Annotated in this window: 22 protein-coding genes; 4 read left to right on the top strand and 18 right to left on the bottom strand. The window is 61.1% G+C overall.

The window, feature by feature from the left end; translation table 11 throughout:
• Window positions 1–47: 47 nt before the first annotated feature.
• The 4 genes from MY494_RS01355 to MY494_RS01340 all read right to left on the bottom strand — a co-directional run bounded on the left by MY494_RS01355 (window position 48) and on the right by MY494_RS01340 (window position 5,774).
• Window positions 48–443: a DUF309 domain-containing protein gene (locus tag MY494_RS01355; protein ID WP_371820640.1), complete on the bottom strand. Its 396-nt coding sequence runs from the start codon at window positions 441–443 to the stop codon at window positions 48–50.
• Window positions 440–2,248: a translational GTPase TypA gene (gene typA / locus MY494_RS01350; RefSeq protein ID WP_247910953.1), complete on the bottom strand. Its 1,809-nt coding sequence runs from the start codon at window positions 2,246–2,248 to the stop codon at window positions 440–442. Before typA ends, MY494_RS01355 begins: the two co-directional genes overlap by 4 nt.
• Window positions 2,249–2,533: 285 nt before the next feature.
• Window positions 2,534–5,053: a U32 family peptidase gene (locus tag MY494_RS01345; protein ID WP_247910952.1), complete on the bottom strand. Its 2,520-nt coding sequence runs from the start codon at window positions 5,051–5,053 to the stop codon at window positions 2,534–2,536.
• Window positions 5,054–5,069: 16 nt separating this feature from the next.
• Window positions 5,070–5,774 carry a D-alanyl-D-alanine carboxypeptidase family protein gene (locus MY494_RS01340; protein ID WP_247910951.1) on the bottom strand — a complete coding sequence of 235 codons (705 nt, stop codon included), beginning with the start codon at window positions 5,772–5,774 and terminating at the stop codon, window positions 5,070–5,072.
• A gap of 195 nt (window positions 5,775–5,969) precedes the next feature.
• On the opposite strand from MY494_RS01340, the gene chlP reads away from it, so the two are divergent.
• Window positions 5,970–7,334, top strand: coding sequence for a geranylgeranyl reductase (chlP, locus tag MY494_RS01335; protein WP_247910950.1), 1,365 nt, complete (start codon window positions 5,970–5,972; stop codon window positions 7,332–7,334).
• 68 nt (window positions 7,335–7,402) lie between these two features.
• Here the strand turns inward: chlP and MY494_RS01330 are convergent, their stop codons facing one another.
• Complete coding sequence (locus MY494_RS01330) at window positions 7,403–8,350, bottom strand: fatty acid desaturase (RefSeq protein ID WP_247912092.1); 948 nt, start codon at window positions 8,348–8,350, stop codon at window positions 7,403–7,405.
• A 227-nt stretch (window positions 8,351–8,577) separates the two neighbouring features.
• Window positions 8,578–10,743, bottom strand: coding sequence for a glycine--tRNA ligase subunit beta (gene glyS, locus MY494_RS01325; protein WP_247910949.1), 2,166 nt, complete (start codon window positions 10,741–10,743; stop codon window positions 8,578–8,580).
• Window positions 10,744–10,918: 175 nt separating this feature from the next.
• Between glyS and sir the strand changes: the two genes are divergently transcribed.
• Window positions 10,919–12,649 carry a sulfite reductase, ferredoxin dependent gene (gene sir / locus MY494_RS01320; protein WP_247912091.1) on the top strand — a complete coding sequence of 577 codons (1,731 nt, stop codon included), beginning with the start codon at window positions 10,919–10,921 and terminating at the stop codon, window positions 12,647–12,649.
• Here the strand turns inward: sir and MY494_RS01315 are convergent.
• The 11 genes from MY494_RS01315 to MY494_RS01265 all read right to left on the bottom strand — a co-directional run bounded on the left by MY494_RS01315 (window position 12,638) and on the right by MY494_RS01265 (window position 23,436).
• The gene (locus tag MY494_RS01315; RefSeq protein ID WP_247910948.1) at window positions 12,638–13,360 is read right to left on the bottom strand and encodes a M15 family metallopeptidase; all 723 of its coding nucleotides are present in this window, start codon (window positions 13,358–13,360) and stop codon (window positions 12,638–12,640) included. The genes sir and MY494_RS01315 overlap by 12 nt on opposite strands.
• On the bottom strand, window positions 13,360–15,798 hold the full coding sequence (gene recG / locus MY494_RS01310) for an ATP-dependent DNA helicase RecG (RefSeq protein WP_247912090.1): 2,439 nt from the start codon (window positions 15,796–15,798) through the stop codon (window positions 13,360–13,362). The genes MY494_RS01315 and recG overlap by 1 nt, the downstream gene beginning before the upstream one ends.
• A 14-nt stretch (window positions 15,799–15,812) precedes the next feature.
• Entirely contained in the window at window positions 15,813–17,036 is a 1,224-nt protein-coding gene (locus MY494_RS01305) for a hypothetical protein (RefSeq protein ID WP_247910947.1), read from the bottom strand.
• Window positions 17,037–17,067: 31 nt separating this feature from the next.
• A complete protein-coding gene (gene tsf, locus MY494_RS01300; protein WP_247910946.1) occupies window positions 17,068–17,724 on the bottom strand; it encodes a translation elongation factor Ts in 657 nt (218 codons plus the stop codon).
• A 105-nt stretch (window positions 17,725–17,829) separates the two neighbouring features.
• Window positions 17,830–18,549: a 30S ribosomal protein S2 gene (gene rpsB / locus MY494_RS01295; protein ID WP_247910945.1), complete on the bottom strand. Its 720-nt coding sequence runs from the start codon at window positions 18,547–18,549 to the stop codon at window positions 17,830–17,832.
• 140 nt (window positions 18,550–18,689) lie between these two features.
• Window positions 18,690–19,622 (bottom strand): glycosyltransferase family 2 protein, encoded by a 933-nt coding sequence (locus MY494_RS01290; RefSeq protein WP_247912089.1) that lies wholly within the window; start codon window positions 19,620–19,622, stop codon window positions 18,690–18,692.
• 72 nt (window positions 19,623–19,694) lie between these two features.
• Window positions 19,695–19,850 (bottom strand): hypothetical protein, encoded by a 156-nt coding sequence (locus MY494_RS01285; protein WP_006850288.1) that lies wholly within the window; start codon window positions 19,848–19,850, stop codon window positions 19,695–19,697.
• 47 nt (window positions 19,851–19,897) lie between these two features.
• Window positions 19,898–20,608, bottom strand: coding sequence for a DevA family ABC transporter ATP-binding protein (locus MY494_RS01280; protein WP_247910944.1), 711 nt, complete (start codon window positions 20,606–20,608; stop codon window positions 19,898–19,900).
• A 4-nt stretch (window positions 20,609–20,612) separates the two neighbouring features.
• Window positions 20,613–21,800, bottom strand: coding sequence for an ABC transporter permease DevC (gene devC / locus MY494_RS01275; RefSeq protein ID WP_247910943.1), 1,188 nt, complete (start codon window positions 21,798–21,800; stop codon window positions 20,613–20,615).
• A complete protein-coding gene (locus MY494_RS01270; RefSeq protein ID WP_247912088.1) occupies window positions 21,797–22,705 on the bottom strand; it encodes an HlyD family efflux transporter periplasmic adaptor subunit in 909 nt (302 codons plus the stop codon). Before MY494_RS01270 ends, devC begins: the two co-directional genes overlap by 4 nt.
• A complete protein-coding gene (locus MY494_RS01265; RefSeq protein ID WP_247910942.1) occupies window positions 22,705–23,436 on the bottom strand; it encodes a phycocyanobilin:ferredoxin oxidoreductase in 732 nt (243 codons plus the stop codon). Before MY494_RS01265 ends, MY494_RS01270 begins: the two co-directional genes overlap by 1 nt.
• Between MY494_RS01265 and MY494_RS01260 the strand changes: the two genes are divergently transcribed.
• A complete protein-coding gene (locus MY494_RS01260) occupies window positions 23,414–24,763 on the top strand; it encodes a pitrilysin family protein (protein WP_247910941.1) in 1,350 nt (449 codons plus the stop codon). The genes MY494_RS01265 and MY494_RS01260 overlap by 23 nt on opposite strands.
• A complete protein-coding gene (locus tag MY494_RS01255) occupies window positions 24,760–26,043 on the top strand; it encodes a pitrilysin family protein (RefSeq protein ID WP_247910940.1) in 1,284 nt (427 codons plus the stop codon). Before MY494_RS01260 ends, MY494_RS01255 begins: the two co-directional genes overlap by 4 nt.
• Here MY494_RS01255 and MY494_RS01250 read toward each other — a convergent pair.
• On the bottom strand, window positions 26,040–26,258 hold the full coding sequence (locus tag MY494_RS01250; RefSeq protein ID WP_247910939.1) for a DUF3148 domain-containing protein: 219 nt from the start codon (window positions 26,256–26,258) through the stop codon (window positions 26,040–26,042). The two genes, MY494_RS01255 and MY494_RS01250, sit on opposite strands and share 4 nt — an antisense overlap.
• Window positions 26,259–26,276: the final 18 nt, after the last annotated feature.

Genomic DNA, 26,276 nt, shown 5'->3' with positions numbered 1-26,276 from the left:
GTGCAACGCGATAAGCCCCATCGTATCGCCGTGCTCCGCTGAGCACCTCAGGAATCAGCACGAACGGTGGCGAGCATGGGAATGGGGAGGGACTCGAGAGAACGGTTCTCGTGCAGGGCCAAGAGTCGGTCGCGGGCGGCCTGGCGCAGGGGATCCAAGGCCAGGTTGAACTGCACCGCCCCTGCCCCCTGCAGGCGCCCAAGCCCCTCGCCCAACAGAACCATCGCACCGCGCTGATTGCCGCGATCAAGGTGGTGATGCGCCACCGCAATCTGAAGAATGCCCTGCAGGGTCCGCCGACACGGCCCTTGGGTTTCATGCCAGAGCTCTTCAAAACCGTCGTGGCAGGCGTACCACTCGCCGGCATTAAAAAGCCTGACGGCTTCCCCAAAACGGGGATCGCGCATCAGGCTGGTTTCCTCTGGATCGAGGTACTGGGTCAACGCTTCGCAGGCTTTTTCGCCGGCAGCTTGCGCAAACGAATGGACTCCGGAGTGACCTCGAGCATCTCGTCGGGGCCGATGTACTCCAGGGCACGCTCCAGGGTCATCTGCATCGGGGCCTGGAGGGTGTCGAGCTCCTCCGCACCGGCCGAGCGCATGTTGGTGAGCTGCTTGGTCTTGCAGACGTTCAGGTCAAGATCCTGGGGGCGGTTGTTCTCGCCAACAATCATCCCCTTGTAGACCTTGGTTCCCGGGCTGATGAAGAACTGACCACGGTCCTCGGCGTTCTTCAGGGCATAGAAGGTGGCCGTGCCTTCCTCGAAGGCGATCAGAACACCGTTGCGACGGGTGTCGAAGTCACCCTGCATCGCGCGGTAGTCCAGGAAGGAATGGCTCATGATCCCCTCACCACGGGTGGCGCGGATGAACTCACCGCGGAAACCAATCAGGCCACGGGAGGGCACCACGAACTCCAGCTGGGTGCGGCCGTCGTTGGTGTTCTCCATGTTCTGCATCTCGGCCTTGCGGACGCCGAGCTTCTCGATGCAGGCACCAACGGACTCCTCAGGCACATCCAGCACCAGGGTTTCGTATGGCTCCGATGGGGTGCCATCAATGGTGCGGAAGATCACCTGAGGCTGAGAGACCTGGAACTCATAGCCCTCGCGGCGCATGGTCTCAATCAGGATTCCCAGGTGCAGCTCACCGCGGCCACTGACGGCCCAGCGGTCAGGGGAATCGGTGTCTTCAACCCGCAGTGCAACGTTGGTCAGCAGCTCCTTGTTCAGACGATCGCGCACCTGACGGCTGGTGACGAACTTGCCTTCCTTGCCGGCGAAGGGGGAGTCGTTGACCACAAAGGTCATCTGCAAGGTGGGCTCATCCACCTTGATCAGGGGCAGAGCCTGGGGCTCATCGGGGCAGGCGATCGTTTCGCCGATGTTCACCTCGTCAAAACCGCAGACGGCGACCAGGTCACCTGCGCGGGCTTCTTCGACCTCGACGCGCTGGAGGCCCTGGAAACCCAAAAGCTTGCTGATGCGACCGCGCTTGACGCTGCCATCGTCACGCAACAGGGCGACGGGCTGGTTGCCTTTGATGGTGCCGTTGTGGATCCGGCCGATCATGATCCGGCCGAGGAAATCGCTGTAGTCGAGGGTGGTTACCTGCAGCTGCAGGGGCTTCTCGGGATCACCGACCGGGGGCGGAACATGGCGCAGAATCGCGTCGAAGAGCGGACGCATGTTCTCGCTCTCGGTCTTCATGTCGGGCTTGGCGTAGCCGCCCATGCCACTACCGAACAGGTAGGGGAAGTCGCACTGGTCGTCGTCAGCGCCGAGTTCCAGGAACAGATCGAGAACCTTGTCGACGGCCTGCTCGGGGTCAACGCGGGCGCGGTCGATCTTGTTGACGAACACGATCGGCCTGAGGCCCTTCTCCAAGGCCTTTTTCAGCACAAACCGGGTCTGGGGCATCGGCCCCTCGTTGGCATCAACGATCAGAAGGCAGCCGTCGACCATGCCGAGGACTCGCTCCACCTCACCGCCGAAGTCGGCGTGGCCAGGGGTGTCCACGATGTTGATGCGGATCCCCTCGTAGTCCACCGCGGTGTTCTTCGAGAGAATCGTGATCCCACGCTCACGCTCCAGGTCGTTGGAGTCCAACACGCAGGTGGGGACGGCCTCGTTGTCGCGGAAGATGCCCGATTGCGCGAGCAGGGCGTCCACCAGGGTGGTTTTGCCGTGGTCGACGTGGGCAATGATCGCGATATTGCGAATCGGTGTTCCGGGATGCTCGCCGCTCATGGGTTGGGCTCGAGGGAGGAGGTCAGGGATGGTCTGGCTGGAGCACGCCGCAGCTCGAGCTAGCGGCCGCAACGCTCAACTCAAGAGCAGGCGTTGGCGTGGGAACGGTGGCTGAAACCCATGGGCAAGGTCGCAGGGATGAACCTGATCGAACAGAGCCGGTATCTCTTGCAGCGTGGCTGATGTGTTTGGAACGTTCGTGACGAACGACCACACACCAAAACCAAAGAACCCTTCGGTGCGTTAACGCAATCTATCCCAGCAGCACACCCGGAAGTTCCCCTCTCACTGACGCTCCGTGAGGGTTCCGCGGGTGACCCCCAGTCGACTTTCCAACTGTTCGCTCTGCCAAACCATCCGGCCGCTGATCTCTCCGTTGAGGGCCTGGCGGTAGAGAGCGACACGTCGCTGAGTGTCAGCCGGGCTCTCCTGCAGCAATTCGAGCCTGAAGTGGCGCACGCCAGCGTCGAGGAACTGGGGAATGGCCTCGGCAGCAGTCTGCGCGCGGCCATTAAACAGAGTGTTCCGGCAGCCCAGGTCAGCGCGCAGGGGATGTTCTGCGCCACTGCGGTCCCGCAGGAGGACCTGATGCTGCTCACAGGGACGGCCGCAATCGGTGTGGTCATGCCCGTCAGAGAGAAAGGCGCAAAACAGGCAGTGCTCCATATGAAAGAGCGGCATGTGCTGGTGCAGGGTCAGCTCCAGGGCATCGGGGGGACATCCCCGCACGAGGGCCAAGAGTTGATCGAGGGCTAGGTCATAGCTGGCGGTCAGCCGCTCCAGTCCCCAACGCTCGAGCAACCAACGGGCTGTGATCGGGTTGGCGACGTTCAGTGAGAAATCGCCTTGGCAAGGGGCAAGGGGCGTCAGACGCTCCAGCTGATCGGCATTGCGCACCAAGAAGCCATCAGGCTCGGCCCTGATCAAGGGCTCCAAGCTCCAGGACTCATCGGGCCTGCAGATCCGCTGACCCGCTAGCCAGATCCCGCCAGGCCAGCAATCCTTACCGCGTTTCACAGCCTCGCGCAGTTGCGCTGGATGTTCGAGATCAACGATCACCCGATCAACGGGGAGGTCCCTGAGTACATCCAGTTGCTCCAAATCCCGAACCAGGACCGATAGCTGCGGTGCCTGCGTCTGCGCCAAACCAACAGAAGGCATCAGCGACGCCAAAGCCGCCGCCACAGGCCGCTGCTCCTGCAGAGCCATGGGTGTCGTCGTGGGTTCGATCCGCCGTTCAGCGAGCTGGTCCACCAGCTGCCGACGCAGTTGGTTCAACTGAGCAACTGGCAAAAACAGAGCGTCTTGAAGCTCCAGCTCCAGGCGCTCCAAGCGCCATGGCGTTCCGCCGAGGCGACCGAGTTGCTGCATCAAGCGCTGGCGGGTCAAGGCCTGGCCTTGGGCGGGCTGCAGGGACTGCTCGCTGAGAACCATGCATCCCTCGACTGCCACACCAGAGGCTGTCGAGACCTCAAGCCTGAGGGGTTCTCCACTGGTGCCAGAGACTTTCAGGACCAGGGGTTGCCGCTGCTCCTCAAGCGGGCGGTCCGCCATGCGTTGGAAGCGACTTTCTCGCTGTGGATCACTGGTCAACCAACAAGGGCTGCCAGTACGCAAGTCCCTCAGATCCACTCGTTTCGGACCCAGCCGAACTGCACAGCCTCCGCGGGGCCTGGACTCAATCGCCATCACACGGCCCCCCACTTCTTTGGGAGGCAGAAGGGGATCGGGATTGGGCACCTCGAGCACGAGCCCATCTCCGGCCTTGCAATCCACCCTCCGCCGAAACAGCAGCCAATCCCCTTCAACACGCTCCAAACGCCCAAGCCAGGGGCCCCGTTTTTTGCTCCAACGCCCATGGACCAACAGGCGGTGATCAATGCCGGCGAGCCAACCGGTGCTGAGGCCTCGAGAGAAACTCAACTCAAGGTTGCGTCTGAGCTCAAGCTGATCCGCCGGCGACACGGCTTCACGTTCGCCAGAAAGCTGATCGAGCCCCTGGCGATAGGCGTCGGTGACAGCGGCCACATAGGTGGCATCTTTGAGCCTCCCTTCAATCTTCAGGCTGGCCACGCCGGCATCGACCAGATCGGGAAGGAGCTCCCACGCAGCCAGATCTTGGGGTGAAAGGAGATAACGCTGTTCGCCGAGGTCCAGCTCCTCTCCATCGACGATCAGCTCATAGGGCAACCGGCATGCTTGGGCGCATTCGCCGCGATTGGCACTGCGCTGACCGAGGGCTTCACTCGTGAGGCACTGGCCGGAGTAGGCCACGCACAGTGCGCCGTGAACAAAAACCTCCAGGGGCATCTCCATCTGACGTTTCACCAGCTGCTGCTGAATCCGTCGAAGGTCCTTGAGGCTCAACTCCCTGGCCAGGACCACCCGCTGGCAACCCAGCTCCTGGGCCATGGCCACACCCGCCGCGCTGGTGATGGACATCTGGGTCGAACCATGGATGGCCAGTGCTGGGGTGAGTTCTTGTGCCAGCACAGCAAGCCCGATGTCCTGAACAATCAGGGCGTCGACCCCAGCGGACTCAGCGGCCAAGAGCAGCTCTGCAGCACGGGTCAGCTCATCGCTAAAAACCAGGACGTTGAAGGTGAGAAACCCTTTGAGGCCGCGGCGATGCAGCCAATCCATCACCTCTGGGAGATCAGCAACCTTGAAGTTCTCGGCCCTTAGACGCGCGTTGAAGGTCTCGACTCCGAAGTAGACCGCGTCAGCTCCGTTGGCAGCGGCAGCCTTCAGGGACTCCCAACAGCCGGCCGGTGCCAGCAACTCCGGCATGGCGGCCTCATGCATGAATCGGCCTCATCGATTAATCCGAAAACTTGCCAGCGGCATCAAAGGTCTTCAAAGCATCAGCCGATCCTTCAAAGCGCCAGTGCCAGGGCTCGTAGCTCACGCCCTGACGGTTGTCCTCAGGAAACGAGAGAACGAAGTGAAAGCGGTTGGCATTGCGCTTGAGCCAGGCAAAAGATTCGGTGCTGTCAAAACTCGGTGCGAGATGGGTCTCTGGCCTGCGGCCATCACCAAAATCAACCGCATAACCAGTGCTGTGCTCCGAGAAACCCGGCGGAGCGCTGACTCGGGCTCGTTCACGGGCGCTTTGGTTGCGCTCCGATTTGACATCAAAAAAGATCTGCTTCTGCAAAGCAATCGAGCGGAAGGCACTCAAAACCCTGAGGTCCACACCCTCGGCATCGGCAGCCCGGCGCATCTCACGAAGCGCTTCGGCTGCCTGGGCATTCAGCGCGACGCCCGGGCCAATGCTGATCAACTCCGCATCGCCGGCCTCGGGATAGGGGAAGTGGCCGAGCAGACGCCCATCGGAGCTCAACCGTGCGCTTAGTCCGGCCACCGGAACAGGGGCCAGCTTTTGCAGGATCGGAGCCCTCAGCGCATACAAAACTGAACCCACCAACACCAGTGCTCCGCCTGCACTCGCCAAAGCGACGGGAGTCCGGCGTTTGCGCTGCAGGCTGGGGGAGACAGTGCGCTTGGCGAGGGGTATGTCATCCATGCCAGGCCGATCAGCGCCGCCCTTGCTTGAGCCTGCCCTGTACTGACTGGTCAGTCGACCGGGGCTAGGCAAGCAAAAACTCCCGTTGGAACTGGGGTTGTGTGATGTTACGAGCTGATGCTGTAGATGCCAGCGGTTGCTGATCCAGCGGTGTTAGCTTCAGCCCAACATCCTTCTGGCGGAGCGGGTTTCAAGATGTTGCGAGTCGCGGTGGTGGGCGGCGGCCCGAGTGGTTCCTGTGCTGCAGAAATTCTGGCCAAAGCAGGGATTGAGACCTGGATCTTCGAGCGCAAGCTCGACAACGCGAAGCCCTGTGGCGGAGCTATTCCCCTGTGCATGGTTGAGGAGTTCGACCTGCCCGAGTCGATCATCGACCGCAAGGTCCGCAACATGAAGATGATCTCCCCCTCCAATCGTGAGGTGGACATCAACTTGGATAACGAGAACGAGTACATCGGCATGTGCCGCCGGGAGGTCATGGATGCCTTCATGCGTGACCGGGCCGCCGAACTGGGTGCCCACCTGGTGAATGGTCTCGTCACCAAGATCGACACCGGAGCCAATCGCCAAGGCCCTTACAACCTCACTTACTCCGACTACAGCGAGGGCGAGGCAACAGGTGACACCAAGACCCTTGAGGTTGATCTGATCATCGGCGCCGACGGTGCCAACAGCCGCGTGGCCAAGGCCATGGATGCCGGCGACTACAACGTGGCCATCGCCTTCCAGGAGCGCATCAAGCTGCCTGCGGAGGAGATGAAGTACTACGAAAGTCTCGCTGAGATGTATGTAGGCACGGACGTGTCCCCCGACTTCTATGCCTGGGTCTTCCCTAAGTACGACCACGTCGCGGTTGGGACAGGCACCATGCAGGAAAACCAGTCCCTGATCAAGAGCCTTCAGGAAGGGATCCGCGAGCGCGCCAAAAAGCGTCTGGTGAATGGCGAGGTGATCAAGGTGGAAGCCCACCCGATTCCTGAGCACCCACGGCCTCGCCGCGTTGTGGGTCGGATGGCCCTCGTGGGCGATGCCGCTGGCTACGTCACCAAGAGCTCCGGTGAGGGCATCTACTTCGCCGCCAAGAGCGGTCGGATGTGTGCCGAGCAAATCGTTGAAGCCAGCCAGGGCGGTAAGCGCGTCCCCACAGAAGCTGATCTCAAGAAGTACCTGAAGAAGTGGGATCGTCAATACGGCGCAACCTACAAGGTCCTGGAGATCCTCCAGAACGTCTTCTACCGGAACGATGCTGCCCGTGAAGCCTTCGTCGAGATGTGCGACGACAAAGATGTGCAGCGCCTGACCTTCGACAGCTACCTCTACAAGCGAGTGGTGGCGATGAATCCATGGCAGCAGCTCAAGCTCACCTTGCTCACCCTCGGCTCTGTTCTGCGTGGCAACGCCCTGGCACCCCAGGGATACAAGCCCGTTCCAAGTGCCGTACGTGAAGACGGTGAAGTGAATGCGATGCTTGCCGTTAGCACCATCAAGGGAGGAATTCGCGTTGGCAGCCAAAAGGCCAAAGTGAAGTCTGAACGTGAACCTGTCCTGACCAACAAGTAAACCAGCTACTTAACAGCTGATAAAAGGGCAGTGGATCTCCACTGCCCTTTTTCTATGGCAAAAAACGACTACGAAGCTTTCATCTGGGCCTGATGAATGCTGACCAGTTCCAGCTCATTGGAGTCCCAAAGGATGAGGTCAAAGCAGCGAGGAATGTCGCTGAGCCTCAGATAGGTGCATCGCTTCAGCAGTTCTGAATGCAAAAGATGGCACTCCCTGAGCCTGTAATTCGGAATACGCTCACAAAGATGATGGACTGAATGAAAGGCGATATCAGCGGTAAACCAGTTCAAGAAACCTGGCAACACAAGGTTGCTGCTGCCTTCAATGGCTCCTTTGAAATAGCTCCAGCCTTCCGTTCCACTGGTGTAGGACCCACTGAAGTTGTGCTGGACAAAAAAGACACAGATAAACATGGCCGCTGAGCATGCCATGACGAAGGAATAGCAGCTCAAAAACAAGCCAAGACCCAGCCAAGAAGCCATCCAGTACCAACTGGCGATCACGACCACATTGTTCGCAAGCAGGTCCATCCACTCACCAGTCGTGTACCAATGGCTGGACTTGAAGGACAAAACAAAACGCCTCCAGCCCTGAGGACTGGTTCGCGGGAATTGAACGGCGTGCTTTAGGGCTGCTCCGATGAACTCAGCCACCCCAAGCAAGAGCTGGAGCCTTGGCCGGATCACCAGATAGAAAAAGCCACCAGGGAAAAGCATCAAGGGGTGCCGGATGACGCGGTAGCGCCACTGGGCAGCAGGCGACAACTTCAGGAACTGATTGACACTCAGGAGTGAAGACGGCCCCCGATAGACATCCCAATTCCCATTGTGTTTGTGATGGAAGGCATGACCACGGGACCAGGGAAATTGCGGAATGGCATTCAGACACCCCAGGACAAAGCCGGTCAGTCGATTGCACCAGGTGGTCGACCACAACGTGTTGTGCCCGCAATCGTGCATCAAAGAGAAGCTGCGGGCCGAAAACAAGACCAGTGCCAGCAGCACAGGGGCCATCAGCCAGCGCAGGCCAGGTTCAGCCGCGAAGATCGGTATCAGTGCCCAGAGCAGAGCAATGGGCACCAACGTCACGGCAAGTTGCCAAAGCGCTTTGGCGTTACTGGATTGCCGGAAAGGAGCGAGTGAAAAGTCGCCGCGACTTAATGGCTTTTGGAGCTCCGCAGAGCTTGTGGAAGTCGTCAGCTGAACGCCCGCACGATTGCGCCCAGGCTAGGACGTTCGCCTTAGCCACTGATCCGGCTGAAGTCAGCCAGAACCGACGCCTGGTTGTTGAGTACTCCCAACAGATTCAAGCGATTGGTGCGGATGGCCGGGTCCTCGGCCATCACCATCACGCTGTCCTCACCATCAAAGAAGTTCGACAGAGCGGAGGAACCAGCGATCAAGCCTTGGGCCAGTTGGCCGTAACGATCGGGATCAGACCCCGTGGCGATGGGCTCTAGCCCATTCAGCACCACGAGCATTCCCGCTTCACTGCCTTTTTCAAAGAGCGTTTCGTCAACAACCGCGTTGGCGGAGAGAACAGTTGGTGAGAGGTCACCCTTGGCAGCCAACTTCGCGGCGCGGGTGACGACAGCCTGCACCGCACTGAGATCGCCACCAGAACGAAGGGATTGCAGCAAGGCAGCCCGCTGGCGGGCATCGGCCGGATCAGCCAAGAGCCGCTGGAGAGAGACACTCTCACCTGCGACGGCTTGAACCAGATCGGCGTCAGTGCCGGCCTCCTCGAGCAGACTTTGCAGGCGTTGACGCATCAGTTCGCCCAGTTCCTCAGCCAACGCAGGGGCATCGACCTTGAAGTGGGGCAGAAGCGAGGCCCAATGCACGGTCGCCCGCTCGAGCAGGCTCTTGAGGTTGAGGCTCCATCCCTGATCCCAAAGGATCTGGAGAATCCCATTGCCAGCGCGGCGGAGGGCGTAGGGATCAGAGGAACCAGTGGGCCGCTCACCCTTTGCATAGATGCTCAAGAGCAGCTCAAAGCGCTCCGCCAGAGCAACGACGGCCCCCGCAACAGAGCTGGGCAAGGCATCGCCGGCGCCCTTGGGCTGGTAGTGCTCCAAAACAGCAAGGGCGACCTCCCGCGGCTCACCCTCAGCCAAAAGGTATTTGCCGCCCATCACCCCCTGGAGTTCAGGGAACTCACCGACCATCTGGCTCACCAGATCGTGTTTGCAGAGGTGAGCAGCACGGCGCGCATGGGCGACCGACTCCTTTGAAAGGTCGAGCTGGTCGGCCAGGACATCCGTGAGCCACTCCAGCCGCTCGACCCGGTCCAAGAGGGAACCCAAGCCCTCAGCAAAGGTCACACGCTTGAGCTGATCGCGGCGATCGATGCTGGGGACAGCACGGTCCGCTTCAACAAAAAACTCGGCATCGGCCAGACGGGCCTTCAAGACCCGTTCATTGCCCCGTCGAACGGTGTCCGTCGCCTCCGCCAGGCCATTACCAATGCAGAGGAATCGGGACAGAAGGCTCTTCCTGGCATCCAGCGCCAGGGGATCGGCATCAGCCTCCTTGCGGTACAAGGGCACGTAGCGCTGGTGGGCACGCATCACGGTGCTCAGCACTTCAGCGGGCAGCCCTAGATAGTGATCTGCGACGTCACCCTCAATAAGCAGCGGGGTCTCGACCAGATCCGTCAGTTCTTCGAACAGATCGTCAGGGAGATCGGGGACGGCGTCCAGGGCCGCCGCGCTCTGCTCAACGGATCTGCGAATCGTCTCAGCTCGTTCATGGCGATGGACCACGACCCCAGCGGCGGCCAAGGCAGCGGCGTAGTCCTCAGCCGAGGGGATCGGGACGGCGTCGCTGAAAAGACGATGACCGCGGCTGATCTGGCCGGAGTGCACAACCGGGTCACTACCGGTGAGGGTGACGGGAATTAACTCCGAGCCCAACAGGGCGACGAGCCAGCGAACGGGGCGGGAGAAGCGGCTTTCTCCCACACCCCAGCGCATGAAGCGACGGCCCTGGAGCGCAGCGATCCACTGGGGGATGGCCTCTGCCAGTAGCTCCCGAGCAGGGCGACCCTCTTCAAGAACCTCAGCGAAGACAAAGGGACCCTTAGGGGTCTCGCGCACCTCCAGAACAGAAGGTTCGACCCCGCAGCGCCTGGCGAAACCAATGGCGGCTTGTGTCGGAACACCATCCTTGAACGCCTGGGCAGCCGGTGGTCCCTTGCGCTCATCACGCAGATCGGGTGCTCCATCGGCCAACTCGGAGACCTGAACCACAAGACGGCGTGGGGTGCTGGTGGTCTCCACCTGGCTGTAGGTCAGTCGAGCCGCCTCGAGATCACGCTTGACCTGCTGCTCCAGCTGCGGCAGCGCCAAACGGGCGAAATCCGCGGGCAACTCCTCGGTCCCGATCTCAAGCAGAAAGGTGGACACGGAGCAGGAGGCCTCGACAGCCGATCAGCTTATTGAAACGGCCCCAGTCCCAAGCCTGATCGGTGCTTCGCTACGGTCGAAGGACATCTGTACGTGGTGCGTGAGCGTGGCCGTAGGGCAGTCCGTAGGGGATTCGGAGCAGAGCAGCCCTGAGGATCGGACGTTTTCCCCATCGATCGCCACAGGCGCTGAACGCACCAAGTTTGAACAGCTCAAGGCGGACAGCGGGTACCTGAAGGACCCACTGGCCGCTGAGCTTCAAAACGACCTCAGCCACTTCAGCGATGGGGCTGTTCAACTGCTGAAGTTCCACGGCAGCTACCAACAGGACAACCGCGAGAACCGCCAAAAGGGTCAAGACAAGGATTGGCAGATGATGCTGCGGCTGCGCAGCCCTGCGGGACGGATCTCGACTGGCCTGTATCTGGCCATGGATGAGCTAGCGGATCGCCTCGGGAACGGAACCCTGCGGGCCACCACCCGCCAGGCCTTTCAGATGCATGGCATCCGGAAAGAGAACCTCAAAGAGGTGATCGGGACGATCCTGCGCTCCATGGGATCAACCTTGGCGGCCTGCGGGGATATCAACCGCAACGTCATGGCACCAGCGGCCCCCTTTGAAAAGGGCGGCTACCCAGCGGCCCGCCAGTTGGCCAATGACATTGCCGACGTCCTCAGCCCTCAAGCTGCGGAGGGCAGCTATCTCGACCTCTGGGTCGACGGTGATCTGAGTTACCGGATCAAGCCCAGTCGCCCCGTCAAAAAGGCCCGGGAACGTCAGCAGGATGGCGGGGTGTTCAGCGGTGACGCGAACGAACCTCTCTACGGAACGACCTACCTACCTCGCAAGTTCAAGGTGGCCGTCACGGTTCCCGGCGACAACTCCGTTGATCTCCTGACCCAAGACATTGGGCTGGTGGCCTTTGCCGATGCCAATGGCGAACTCAGAGGCTGCAACGTGTATGTCGGTGGAGGCATGGGCCGCACCCACAACAAAGAAGAGACCTTCGCCCGGACTGCCGATCCGCTGGGCTACGTGGCAGCGGAACACATCTTTGATCTCGTTCAGGCGATCCTCGCGTTGCAACGCGACCACGGCGACCGCAACAACCGGCGCCACGCACGTTTGAAATATCTGATTCATGACCAGGGGATCCGCTGGTTCAAGCAGGAGCTCCAAGGCAAGTACTTCTCGCAACCGATCAAAAGGATGCGACTCGAGCCCAAAGCCAAGCTGGAGGACTATCTCGGCTGGCACCGGATCAGTGCCGGGAAATGGTTCATCGGTATTCCGCTGCTATGTGGGCGCCTCTCCGGTGATCTCAAGCGCGGCTTGCGCCAGCTGGTTGAGACCTATCAGCTGGAGATTCGGCTGACCCCCAACCAGGACTTACTGCTCTGCAACATCGGCACCTCCCAACGGTCCGCCGTGAAAGACGCTCTGGCGGCGTTGGGCGTTGAGACCCCCGAAGCACCAGATCTGCTGGCCCGCCATGCCATTGCCTGTCCCGCTCTTCCGCTTTGTGGGCTCGCGGTAACCGAAGCGGAGCGAATCCTTCCCAATGTGTTGGATCGTCTCGATGCGCAATTGCGTCGCCTGGAGATCGAGAAATCAATTCTTGTTCGCATGACCGGCTGCCCCAACGGATGTGCCCGTCCCTACATGGCGGAGTTGGGTCTGGTGGGTGACGGTGTCAATCAGTACCAGCTCTGGCTGGGGGGTACCCCCAATTTGAGTCGCCTTGCGCAGCCCTACCTCGAGCGCATGCCCCTCGAGAAGTTGGAGACCACAATCGAACCACTCCTCAAAGGCTGGAAGGCTGCCGGTGGTCGCCGCAGCTTCGGCGACTACGTCGCCAAGCTGGGCAGCGAGTCAGTGAAAGAGCTGGTCAACTCAACCCTCTGACGAGCGGCCATAGAGGGCCTGGGGTTGGCCGGTGCGCCAGGCCCATAGCTGATCTCCGTAGCTGAAATGCCACCACTCATTGGGGTGTTGCGCGAAGCCAGCGGCGACCATCGCCTCAGCGAGCAGACTGCGGCGGTGGTGCCACTGGAGAGCTTGATCCCGTTCTTCGCCATTGCCCGTGCCATTGGCAACCTCCAGGTAGTGATTCGGTTCTGAAACAGCTCCAATCGCATCGATCGCAGAGCCCATATCGACAAGCTGTCCGCTGTGATCCAGCAGGGTGAGGTCGACAGCCGCACCTGTGCTGTGGGGTGGTGGCGAGCTGGGATCCAGGCTGGGGGGAGCCCAAAAGCGTCCGACTTCCTCAATCACGGAACGGACTTCGGGCAAATCCTGCTGGGGATCCAATCCTCGTGCGTTGCACTCCACGCCGATGGTGTGATCGACCATGTAGCGCTGCACGGCGATCGGGCGCCAAGCATCAAAGATCGCCAATCGGTAGCCAGTGCCCTGATCCAGTAGGTGGCTTTGGGCTTGCAGTAGACGTTTGATGACCCCACGGCGCAGGCGAAAGGGGCAAGAGCCTTCGCCATAGGGAGCACCGATGGCGGCATAGGGGTGCGGTTCCATCCGAAACAGAGCCACGGGTAGCGGCTCCAGCAACTCACCGCAGTCACTGATGGCGATCTCACTCCAGGGCCGCAGAGACATCAGTTCAGACGGGCTGCTTGGGCAACACGGTGACGTTGGTCACTCAGCACCTTGGCAAGGCCTGGATGCTGCTGGAGGTCAGGGTCCGCTGCGACGATCTCCTGGGCCACCCGCCGGGCCTGCTCCAGAACCTCGCCATCATCGGTCAGGCTGGCCAGGGCGAGATCCGGAAGGCCGCTCTGGCGGGTGCCTAGAACCTGTCCAGGGCCGCGCAGGCGCAGATCCATCTCAGCAATTTCAAATCCGTCGTTGGAGCGCACCAAGACCTCTAAACGCTGACGGGCAAGGGCATTACGACTGTCATTGACCAGCAGGCAGTAGGAGGCAGCAGCCCCACGGCCAACGCGGCCCCGCAACTGGTGTAGCTGGGCCAGCCCGAAGCGATCGGCATGGTCAATCACCATCACGCTGGCCTCCGGCACATCGACACCGACCTCCACCACGGTCGTGCTGACCAAGACCTGGGTCTCACCACTCGCAAAGGCTGTGATCGCGGCCTGCTTTTCAGCACTGGGCATACGGCCATGCAGAAGACCGACCTGAAGATTGGGGAACACCTGCTCACTGAGCTGCTGGTGGACATCAACAGCGGAGCGCAGATCGAGCTTCTCTGACTCCTCAACCAGGGGCAGGACGACATAGGCACGCTGGCCAAGGGCCACCTGCTCGCGAATCAGGCTGTAGGCCTCATCACGATCGGCACTGGCCAGAAGGCTGGTTCGAATGGGCGTCCGACCAGGGGGCAGCTCATCAATCTGGCTGACCTCCAGGTCCCCGTGAATCGATAGCGCGAGGGTCCGAGGGATCGGCGTAGCCGTCATGGTCAACAGATGGGGCTGCAGACCCTTATCCAGCAAGCGGTTGCGCTGATGGACGCCAAAGCGATGCTGCTCATCGACAACGACGAGACCCAGGCGTTGGAACTGGACAGGATCCTCCAGAAGAGCATGGGTTCCAACCAGCATCTTCAGGGTTCCATTGGCCAAATCGGCCAAGAGTTCACGCCGCCGTCGCATGGGCGTCGAACCGGTTAACAGGGCGCAGGTGACATGCAATTGCGGAAGCCACTCGCAGAGCTTCCGGTAGTGCTGTTCCGCCAAGACCTCGGTCGGTGCCATCAAGGCCCCCTGACAACCGGAATCAATGGCGGTGAGGAGTGCGGCGATGGCAACAACGGTCTTACCGCTGCCGACATCCCCCTGCACCAGCCGGGCCATCGGTTGATCCCGGCAGAGATCAGCGCGGATTTCTGCCAAAACACGCTGCTGGGCTCCCGTCAGGGGGAATGGAAGCAGCTGCAGAAAGTCCTGAAGCAGCGCATCGCCCCCGACCGCAAGCGCTGGAGCCGGGCGACTGGTCAGCTGGCGGCGACGCTGCAACAAGCCCAACTGCAAAAGCAGGAACTCGTCAAAGACCAGGCGGTGGCGTGCCGCACTCAAGCTCTCTTGGTTGGTGGGCCCATGGATCTGGTTCAACGCCTCCGGCAGCGGAACCAGTCCCTCCCTGGCCTGAACGTTCTGCGGTAGAGGATCACCCCAGTGGCACGCCGCAGCCACCACAGGACGGATCAGATTGCGTAGACGATCGGCCGTCAACCCCTCCGTCAGCCCATAGACAGGCAGCAGACGTCCAATCTGCTCACTGCGCACCGTGGCATTGGGGCTCTCCAGGACCTCCATTAAGGGGTCTTGAAAGGCAGGACCGTAGGGGGTTTCCTTCACCAAGCCACTAATCGCCACGGAGGACCCGACTGGATAGTTCCGTTGCTGGGCCTTCAGCCAAGCGGGCGAACTAAAGCGCTTTCCTGCGAAGAACTTCGAGACCCGGATCCGGCCGGTGATATCGGCCAAATGCAGTTCAAGAATCGAGAGGTTCGGATTGCGGGGACTGGTAAAGCTGTGGCTCCGGCGGACCGTGGCCACGATGGTGGCCGTCTTGCCTGGCTCTAGGCCAGCAATTCGAACCAAATTGGCGTAATCGAGGTAATCGCGCGGGTAGTAGCGAACGAGGTCCCGAGCGACCCAAAGATCGAGGGCAGCCAGCCGCGTTGCACTTTTGGGGCCCACACCACGGACCTCACTCAAAGGGGTCTCCGGCCGGATGGCCTGCCCAGGGGCCGAGGGGACCGAGGGGCCTGTGGACACCACGCGCAGCCTGGGTGGTGCAACCGGTTGCACCGGCTGGACCGCCCGTTGCAGTTCAAAGAGGTACTGCCGGCAGCGGCGAACCAGGCTCTGACGACGGGACTGGCTCATCTCCCCATAGCGGGAGAAGTCATGAGCCAGCGCACTGAGGCCTGAGAACCGCTGCCCATCGAGGTCCTCCGGTGGTGTCCCCAGGGCCCGCTCAAGAAAGCTGCTGAAGCGCTCCTTGCGGCCCAGCAGATCTTCAAAACCGCGATCAGCCTCCAGCTGGAGCGCCTGTTGCAACGGACGCAGCCAGGCCTGGATCGCTAGATGCGATCCCTTGCTGGATCCTGGGGTGGGGCACTGTCCTGGAACCACTGCTGCTCTGCCTCGAGGGCGCTGACCCGGCGCTGCCAGGTGCGATACCGCTTGGCCATTGTGCGCAATGTGCGGCGCCGCTGTTCGAGGCGCTGACGGCAGGTGCGCAAACGGGGTTGTTCAAACTCCAGATCAGCACTGCGCAATAGCAAGGTCAGAACCTCGCTCGGGGCACTGGCAGGCGCCGCTGGATTCAACGACAACGGCAGGGCTATCCGCAGGACATTGGCGGGCGCTGGCAGCGCTTCCACTTGCCCATCCAAAACGGCATCCAGGAGGTTCAAGGGCAGCAGACCTTGCGCCAGACCCACGCGCATCATTTCGACATTGATCGCATGGGAAAGATTGCGAAGACGCCTGCGCAAGGCCCGATCGAAGTGGGCCCACCAGCGAACCTGGAGCAGAGGGTCTTTGGGCAAATGCGAACTGGTGACCTCCAAAGAGAGCAGCTCCAAGGGTGAGCCGCTATCTCCCTGCTCCTCTTCCTCCTCTTCGGCTTCTGAGTTCTCGGGCACCGAAGAGGCGGTGTTGAGGGTCTCTGAGGCCATCGCGAAGAGCGACTGGAGCAGTGCCAAGTCGCCTTCAGGGGGAGCCGGCTCTGGTGAAGCCTCCTCCTCCTCGCTTGCGTGACGGGGCGGTGTCAATGGGGGCAAGCCGGGGACGCCGCTGTCAAACAGATCAGCCGTCAGGGGGAGATCCAGACTCAAGTTCACCGACTGAGGGGCCTGTTCCGCTGGTGCAGGCTCAGAAGGGGATAAAGCTTCAGTGGGCGATGAGTGAGCTGGATCTCGCCCTTCCAGCATCGATTGCAAGAGCTTCTGCTGCTCCTGCAGCTGACGACGCTGCTGCTTGCGGGTCTGCTGGGCTGCCAGGACCATGACCTGCTCCACCGTCAACAGAGAGCAGGAACGCTTGACCAAGCTCTGGAGGCGCCGTTGAAAGGTCTGTCGGCGCTCAGGCGGCAGTTGGTTGTAACGCTCAGGAACCACCTGAGTGGCCAAATGAAAACAGGCCTGCTGCACGCTGTGCAACAGGCCATCGCGCAGCACCTGGAGGTACAGGGCCAAATCGCGATACAGGGCCGGGGTGAACTCCTCCTGCTGCTGAAGCAGCGAGAGGAGTTGTGCTTTGGCCTCGTCTAGGGATCGTGCGTTGGGGTCCACAGGACTCACAACAACAGTGAGCTGAGAGGGCGGCTCCCGATCAAGCAGCCTGCATGGCGGCCACTTCGGCTGCGAAGTCCATCTTCTCGATTTCGATGCCTTCGCCAAGGTTGAAGCGAACGAAGCGGCGAACCTGAATGTTCTCGCCAACCTTGCCGGAGACCTGCTTGACCAGCTCGTCCACGGTCATGCCGCTGTCCTTGATGTAGGCCTGATCGAGCAGAGACATCTCTTTGAGGCGCTTGCCAATGCGGCCCGCAACGATCTTCTCCTTCATCTCTTCTTTCTTGCCGGCGAGGTCATCGCGGCCCATCTCGATCTGCTTCTCACGCTCGGCGACTTCAGCGGGGATCTCGTCCACCTTGACGAAGTCAACGTTGGGGCATGCGGCGACTTGCATGGCCACGTTGCGAACCAGCTCCTGGAAGATTTCGCCACGGGCGACGAAGTCGGTTTCGCAGTTCACTTCAACCAGAACGCCGACGCGAGCACCGGTGTGGATGTAGCTGCCGATGGCGCCCTCAGCAGCAGCACGACCAGACTTTTTCTCAGCGGAGGCAATGCCCTTCTGACGCAGCCATTCCACGGCTTTGTCCTTGTCGCCGTTGGTCTCGTTGAGTGCCTTCTTGCAATCCATCATGCCTGCGCCGGTCATGTCGCGCAGTTCTTTGACGAGCTTGGCGGAAATCTCAGCCATGGGGAGTAGCGGTGATGAAAGGGGGAAAATCAAGACAGGGGCTAAACACCGAAGAGCTTCCCCGAGGGGAAGCTCCTGGCATCAACCACTGGGGGCAGAAACGAATCAGGCCAGGGCTTCTTCGTAGGCGCCTTGCTCAGCGGAGCCGTGGCGGCCTTCGTTGATGGCATCTGCAAGACGTCCGAGCACCAGCTGCACCGAACGCACTGCGTCGTCGTTGCAGGGAATGGGCACGTCGCAGAGATCGGGGTCGCAATTGGTATCAAGCATCGACACCAGGGGGATGTCCAGCTTGCGGGCCTCGAGCACAGCGTTGGTCTCGCGGCGCTGGTCCACCAGAACCACCACGTCGGGGAGACGGCGCATGTTCTTCAGACCGCCCAGGTACTTCTGCAGACGGTCGAGCTCGCGGCGCAGAACAGCGGCTTCTTTCTTCGGACGCATGGCAATGGCGCCGGAGGACTCCATCCGCTCGAGGTCTTTCAGACGATCGATACGGGCGCGCATCGTGGTCCAGTTGGTGAGCATGCCGCCCAACCAACGCTGGTTGACGTAAGCCGCACCGCAACGGCTGGCTTCGATGGCGATGACCTCCGAGGCCTGCTTCTTGGTGCCCACAAACAGGAAACGCTTGCCGCTGCGTGCAGCACTACGCACCCACTTGTACGCGTTGTTCATGCAAACCGCGGTTTGCACAAGATCGATGATGTGGACACCGTTGCGCGCGCAATAGATGTAGCGCGACATCTTGGGGTTCCAGCGGCGAGTTTGGTGCCCGAAGTGGGCACCCGCCTCCATCATTTCGGAGAGAGTGACGACAGCCATGTTGTGTTGAGGTTTCGGGTTTGCCTCCACCTGCCAGGGACCGACCGAACAGGGCGAACCTGAATGAACGGTTGATCACCCGAAACGCGCAGGTGTGCGGTTTGAAAGTGCCTGTGAACACTACCAAACAGGACTTCTAGTCAGCGCAAGCCAGCGGCCCGTGCCTCGGCATAGAGGGCTCGAACTCCGATCCGATTCAAAGGAAGCCTGAGCAGTTCCATTGCCCAAGCCGCCTGGCCCTTGCGGATCAACCAGGCGAGCACAGGCCGGAGACTGCGCTCGTTCAGTGCCCCACCCAGGGTTAACAGCTCCCAAAGGATCCGGTGGAGGACAGTGAATTGAATGATGAACCGCACTCGGCGGGTGGGGTGTTTCTTGTAGAACACCAATCCCATCTTGGCCCGTTCCCCTTCAACGGCAATCAGGCGAGGAACCTGCTCCAAACTCAGGGGTGGGTGCCAGTGATAGCCAACAGCGGCTGGACAACGCACCAGCGCGACCCCCATTTGGCGCAGGCGCTCCCCCAACTCCAGATCTTCCCAGCCATAGAGGCGGAAGCGAGTGTCAAAGAGACCACTCCGTTCCAGGACCTCACGGTCAATCGCGACATTGCCGGTGGCGAAGTAAGCCCAGGAGAGGTCGCGGATCTTATGGGGTTCGCTCGTTGGATCCTCAAAATTGGCTGTATTAATGACCGCTCCGTAGGTGAAGCAGAGGCGATCACCCCGCTCCTCCCAGCTCTGCTGGAGTTGGCTGGCGTGGCTTAAGAGGAACTCCTCGGTCACCACCAGGTCGCTGTCAATGAAGACAATCACGTCCCCGCGAGCGTGGTCGACTCCCCGGTTGCGCCCTGCAGCAGGCCCACCATGATCCTGTTCAACCAGGCGGACATGCGGGAGTTCAGCCTGATGCTGGCCTAACCAAACCACCGTCTCGTCGGTGGAACCGTCATCGACAACGACCACTTCGTAGTCGGTGATCGGTGACGCCAGTCGCTGCCGTTCGAGGGCCCGAAGGCACTTCTCGAGAATCGGCAAACGGTTGTAGGTGGGGATGACGACGCTGAGAAACATGGCCAGGTCGACGGATAGAGCAAAAAAAAGGGATCCCACGGGATCCCAGAGCGGTCAAGTTCAGACGGAAGGTCAGTCGGCAGCGCCGCCGTTGTTGGCCGTACCGGTCACACCGTTACCAGCACCTTCGCCACGGCCATCGTTCCGCATTTTCCGCTTTTTGAACTTGCGGGCATAGGCGCGGTTGCGCTCTTGCTTTTCCTTCTTGAGGTTGCGGCGTTTGGCCATCGAAACGGCAGACAGTTCGGATTAGTCACCACCCTACTGAATCGCCCTCAACGGTGGGCAGAGAGGGCCGGTTTTGCATCCTCAAACAGACGGCCGTCTTCCATGCGCACCAGGCGATCCGCGATATCCAAAATCCGCGGGTCATGGGTAACCATCAAGACGGCACAACCCTGATCCCGGGCCAGACGCCTGAGCAGCTCTACGACTTCTCGGCCCGTTTGCGAATCCAACGCTGCGGTTGGTTCATCGGCCAGGAGCAGGCGCGGATGAGCCGCAAGCGCACGGGCAATCGCGACCCGCTGCTTCTGACCACCGGAGAGGTCATGGGGCAACTTATTGAGCTCGTCACCGAGACCCACGGCCCGCAACCATTCCCTGGATTGATCGCGCCGGACGCGATAGCTCAGGCCGGGCAACAAATCGGACCCCATCTGCACGTTCTGTTCTGCTGTGAGGCAGCGCAAAAGATTGTGACCCTGAAAAATCATGCCGATGGAGCGGCGGAGGCGCTGGCGCTCGCGGCGACTGGCTCCAGCCAGTTGCTGGCCCAGCACCTCCACAGATCCCTCCTGAACGGAGCGAAGGGCGCCAACCAGGGTCAATAGCGTGGTCTTGCCACAACCCGAGGGTCCAGTCAGGAGGACGACCTCTCCTGCTGCGACGGTCAAATTGACGCCCTGGAGCACCTGACGGCGCATGGTTCCCGCTCCATAAAAGTGGGAAAGCTCGCGGAGATCGACTGCAGCAGAGGGAGCCATCAGTTCAGAAAATCTCTGCAGGATCTGCGTCAGCCAGACGCCGCATGGCGAGCCCGGCCGAAGCCATACACATCACCAAAATCATGGTGAAGACGGTGATCGCTCGTGTGGAGTTCATGAACACCGGGAGTTGCGTCGCGGAGCGCACAAGCCAATAGAGGCCCTGGCCTGCGGCATAGGCCGGGAGGTAACCGAAGGCAGCCAGCAGTAGACCTTCGCGGGCAACCACCCCGAGCAGGCTGGGCAACTTGTAGCCCATGGCCATCAAGGTCGCGTATTCCGGAAGGTGGTCACTCACATCGGAATAGAGGACCTGATAAACGATCACGCAGCCGACCACAAAACCCATGGCAGCACCCAGGGTGAAGATGAAACCGATGGAGGTACTGGTGCGCCAGTAGTTCTGCTCGAAATCAATGAAGCCCTGCTTGGTCAACACCTTCACATCGCTGGGGAGCTGAGCCTGTAAACGTTGCGCCACGGCCTCGGGATCACTGCCGGGCTTCAGTCGAACCAGTCCGACCTCAATACTGCCGGGGGGGGTATTGGGGAGGAGATCAATAAAGGTCTCCGAACTCGTGAGCAGATTCCCATCAGCCCCAAAGGAGGTGCCCAGGCCCACCAGACCGGCCACTCGGACGCGCTTGCCAGCGATTTCACTCTCCACGGTGCGGCCTTCGCGAAACCACTCCGCCACCGGACCGAATTCAGGGCGGGACTGCTCGTCAAACAGAACACGTCCTTTTTGGGTCAGAGCACGGGCCTTTGGGGCCAGCGAGGGATCCGTGAATAGGGGATCGTTGGGCTCGAAGCCCAAGGTGAGGATCGAGCGTGTGCCCCGTGTCTGCGGGTTGCGCCACAGCAGGAGGTTCCAGTGCACAGGCGTGATGCCCTCAACCTCAGCCGCCGCCATGGTCTGAACCAATCGGCGTTTTGGAAAGCCCGCCATGCTCACCGAACTGGTGGAGCGGGGACTGATCAAGACCAGATCGGCATCAAACAGCCGGTGAATCGTGACGCTCGCATCAAACAGGCCGTCTCGAAAACCCAACTGCATGAACATCAGAATTCCTGCGAAGCTGATGCCTGCAAGAGCAACGGCCAATCGCACGGGCTGCCGGGTCAGCAGCAAGAGGGCCAGTGGGATACGCCGGCGTTGCCAGGCTCCCTCAAACCAACGCTGGACACTCACGGATCAAAGCGAGCGATGATCTTGAGGCCTGAAAGCTGTTGAACCCGCTTGGCATCAGCCGGGTCCAAGGCCAGTCGAACTTCGACAATGCGGGCATCCGCATCCCCTGTGGGGTCCGTTGAGAGCACATCCCGCTGCCTGATTTGCGGGGAGATGCGCACGACCTCGGCCTTCAACTTGCCGCTGAAACCTCCGTTTTCGCTGATCAACGAAGCGCTCTGGCCCAAGCGAATTCGACCGATGTCACTTTCGTAAACCTCAGCAATCGCCTCCATACGATCGCTGGCACCAACCGCCAGGATCCCCTCGGAATCTGGACGCTCGCCGGGCCTGGCGTAGATCCGCAAGATGGTGCCGTCGATCGGTGAACGGAGTTGGCTGTCCTTGAGGTCCACCTCCACACCACTTCGCTCCGCCAGGGCTTGGCGGCGTTGACCTTCGAGCTTGACGAGCTCGTCTTGCTTCTCCTCCAGCACCACCATGGAAGCCGCGCCTTCGCGAGCAGCCTGCTGGTAGCGACCGACCTCTCTCTGCTGCATCGCAATCTCGCGATCCAGGGTGCTGATCCGAGCATTGATCGCCGCCAGGTCAGCCAATAGGCCCGGACGGTTATCGAACGTCGCCAAAACTTGACCGCGTTTCACACGGTCCCCCTCTTGTACAGAGAGGCTGCTGAGGCGCGGACTCCCGCCCATGGAGCCCATGGGCGCGGCCAGTTGGCGGACGTCCCCGGCCGGCTCTAAGCGGCCTAAGGCCGAAACGGATTCAATCCTGGGCTGAACAACCGGGGGCGGAGGGGGCGCCGCAGGGCGGTCAAAGACGCGACCAATCGCGACAAAAGCCAGCACCAAGGCCGCGGCGCCTCCGGCGCTGCGCCAGGGGTGCCGCTGAACCCACCGCAAAATCACTGCAGGGGCAATGGATCGTCGAAAAGCAATTCTTCGATGTAGCGATCGGCCCACTCCGGATTGAACGCCTTCTCCAGAACGCGGCGGGTTTTGTCGTTGCGCTTCTGTTGCTGGCAATAGGAGAGCTGGCCGCTATACCTCCTCACGGTATCTGGGTGATCGATGGGCTGAGCGGTTGCTTCCCTGCTGGCCTCGCCCAAGACCTGAAGGAAATCACTCACCACTTCAATGAAGCGTTGTTCCTCCTCGTCATCGGCGGGACGAACAAAGCAGACATAGGGAGAGAAGATCGTGCCCCATTCCGGCAGCTCACGCTCTTGGCTAAATCTGCGCTTGGGAAGGGCCTCGAGCCGCTGCAAGATCGCCCGCGGAAGGGTTCCATCGACGGGCGAAAGATCAACAATGGCGGCAGAGACCACGCCACGGCCCGCAACGATATCTGCGCCAAAAACAGGCAGGTCGAAGCGAGGGTCGGGGAAGAACACGCAATGGAGAATCTGGAGACCAGCCCCAAGTCGAGCGGTTTCCAGATGCAATTTGCGTAAGCCGCGGCTGGAGCGCAGCTCATTGCGGATAAACAGATCTTCCCCATCGAGGCTGCCGCTGATGGCCTCCAGTTGGGGATCAACCGCCAGGGGCTGCACCTCCGGCAATGACGCCCACTGCTGACGAATTCGATCGGCCAGCCCATCAACAAGCGGATGAATGCCGAGGGCTGCAGAACTCATCGGGGCTGAGAAGGCGACCGTCCTGGCGATCCTGCCAGCAGAATGGGGCAAACCACAGGTTCGCGATCCGTTGTCAGGTCTGAACACCGCTCCGCTGCCTGAACCGCAGCGTGGTCAGCTCGCCAACGGAACGGCTCTGGTGCAACTCGATCTACCCAATGCGCCAGTGGTCTGCCTCGACTTCTGGTGCCGGGCTGGCAGTGGGGTTGAGGCTCCAGAGGAGTCGGGTATCGCCCACTTCCTCGAGCACATGGTGTTTAAGGGCAGTCGGGCGCTTCAGGCGGGGGAGTTTGACCAGCGCATCGAGGCGCTTGGCGGGAACAGCAACGCCGCAACGGGATTCGATGACGTGCACTACCACGTGCTGATTCCACCGGAAGCCTGTGCAGAAGCGCTGGGGCTGTTAACGGATTTGGTCCTTCAACCCAGGCTGGACCATGCCGATTTCGACATGGAGCGCCAGGTGGTGCTCGAGGAACTCGCCCAGAGCGAAGATCAGCCTGAAGAAGTGGCCTTTCAGCAGCTCCTCCGGCAAAGCTGCCTGAATCACGCCTATGGCAAACCAATCCTTGGCGAACGGGATGCACTCCTGAGCCACACACCGGAAGCCATGGCGGCTTTCCACGGGCGTCATTACCGGGCCGACCGTTGCTGTCTCTCCGTTGCCGGCCCCCTAGCGGCACTGCAACTTGATGAGCAACTGTCGCGCTCAGCCCTGGCGGGATTGCAAGCATCCAAGGGCGATGCCCGCCCGACTCCCCTTCAGTTCGCTCCCGGTGAAGACCGTCTAGAGCTCCCTCGCCTCGAGGCCGCACGTCTATTGATGGCCTGGCCCTTGCCGGGTGCTGCGGATCAGATGAGCGTGGTTGGCGGAGATCTGCTGACCACGCTGTTGGCGGAGGGACGGCGCAGTCGACTGGTGGAGCGTCTACGGGAACAGCTACGCCTCGTGGAGAGCATTGATCTGGACCTGAATGTGTTGGAGTCGGGATGCCTTGTCTTGCTGGAGGCGGTCTGCGAGCCCGAACACCTCAGCGCCGTCCGCGCTGAGATCAATGCCGTCCTGCTGGAACTGCAACAGGAGATCCCCAGCGATGCGGAGATGGATCGTGCCCGTCGGCTAGTGGGGAACGGCTACCGCTTCAGCCTGGAGGCCCCCAGCGCCGTCGCGGCCATGGTGGGCAACAGCGCTCTGTGGGATCGCAAACACAATCTGCAAGCACCCCTGGACTGGCTGAATGAATGGGATAGCCAGCGCCTGGTGAAGGACGTCATTCCCCAACTTCAACCGCAGCATGCCTTCGTTTTGGAGGCCGTCCCAGCGTGAGCACAGGCGGTACACAACAGCTTTCCCTGAGCGGAGGTTGTCCGCTGTGGCTGATCGAGCGGCCTGGGCCGGCGATCCTCTCGGCCAAGCTCTGGATCCGAGGCGGAAGTAGCGCCGACCCCGTTGGCCAGCGTGGTGTTTCTCAATTGCTGGCTGGGGTGCTCAGCCGTGGCTGCGGCCGTCTCAGTGGTGACGCTCTGGCTGATCTCGTGGAGGGACGGGGGGCGGGACTGCGCTGCGAAGCAGCCGAGGACGGCACCTTGATCAGCCTCAAATGCGCCAGTGATGACGCCGCTTTGCTGCTGCCACTGATCTTGCAGATGGTGACAGCCCCGTGGTTGGTCGAGGATCAAATCACCCTCGAGCGCCAACTCAATCTGCAAACGCTGCAACGGCAGAAGGAAGACCCATTCCAAGTCGCCCATGACCAGTTGCGTCAGCAGCTCTATGGCTCAGGGCCCTACGGCCATGACCCCCTCGGGGTTGAAGCCGAACTCGCCCAACTGGGACGGCCGCAGCTCGAGCAGATGACTCGCCAGCTGGGTCTCGAGGGGGCCGTGCTCGTGTTGGCTGGACAGATCCCATCACAGCCTGAGCAACTGCTGCTTCAGGAACTTGACGGTCAGGCCTGGAGCACACAGTCACCTGTGCGCAAAGCCGGAGCCAGCGGGCTCAAGCGGGGCTCACTGGCCAGCAACCTGGATGACACTGAGCAATTGGTGCTGATGCTGGGGACCACCACCGGTCCGCTCGGCAGTGACCAGGCGCTCGCGCTACGGCTCCTCCACTGCCACTTGGGCATCGGCATGTCCAGTCGACTGTTTGTGGCGCTGCGGGAAGAAAACGGCTTGGCCTACGACGTGGGCGTGCACTACCCGGCCCGTCTGGGGGATGCACCCTTTGTTTTTCATCTCTCCAGCTCCAGTGATCGGGCCAAGGAGGCCACCCAAGAACTCCTCAATGAATGGTGGCGCCTGCTTCAGGAGCCCATCAGCGAAGAACAACTCAACTTGGCCAAGGCCAAGTTCAGAGGCCAGGAAGCCCTAGGCCGCCAAACCTGCAGTCAAATCGCCGATCGCCATGCCCTGGTCCTGGGACATGGTCTTCCCTTCGATTTTGCGGATCGCTGCCTGATCGAAGCCGAAGAGCTCAGCCCAACTGACCTGCATCAAGCCGCAGTGGATCTCCTGCAGAATCCTTGCTTAAGCCTTTGCGGCCCCAAGGAAGCTCTGGCATCAGCCGCGGCAGTTTGGAATCAGCACCCGCTGAACCGCTCTTAAACCGACTCCAGCTGCGTCAGCTCCAGCAAGAAGGTGCCGCGACGAAAGCGAACGGCGACTTGATCCATCGCCTTCAGGGCCACAACCTGGCCGATCTCACCGGCATCGATGAGGTCTGGGGGACGCAGCATCGACATGGCATCGGCGGTTTTGAGGTAGCTGGGTTGCTGCAGAAGCCGCACCTGGGTGCCAACGCTGATGGATTCCTGAGACATCGGTCCTTGCAAGACCAC

It is taken from the genome of Synechococcus sp. A10-1-5-1 (genome assembly GCF_023115425.1).
Classification (GTDB): Bacteria; Cyanobacteriota; Cyanobacteriia; order PCC-6307; family Cyanobiaceae; genus Vulcanococcus.
This window is presented reverse-complemented; position numbering and strand designations above follow the sequence as displayed.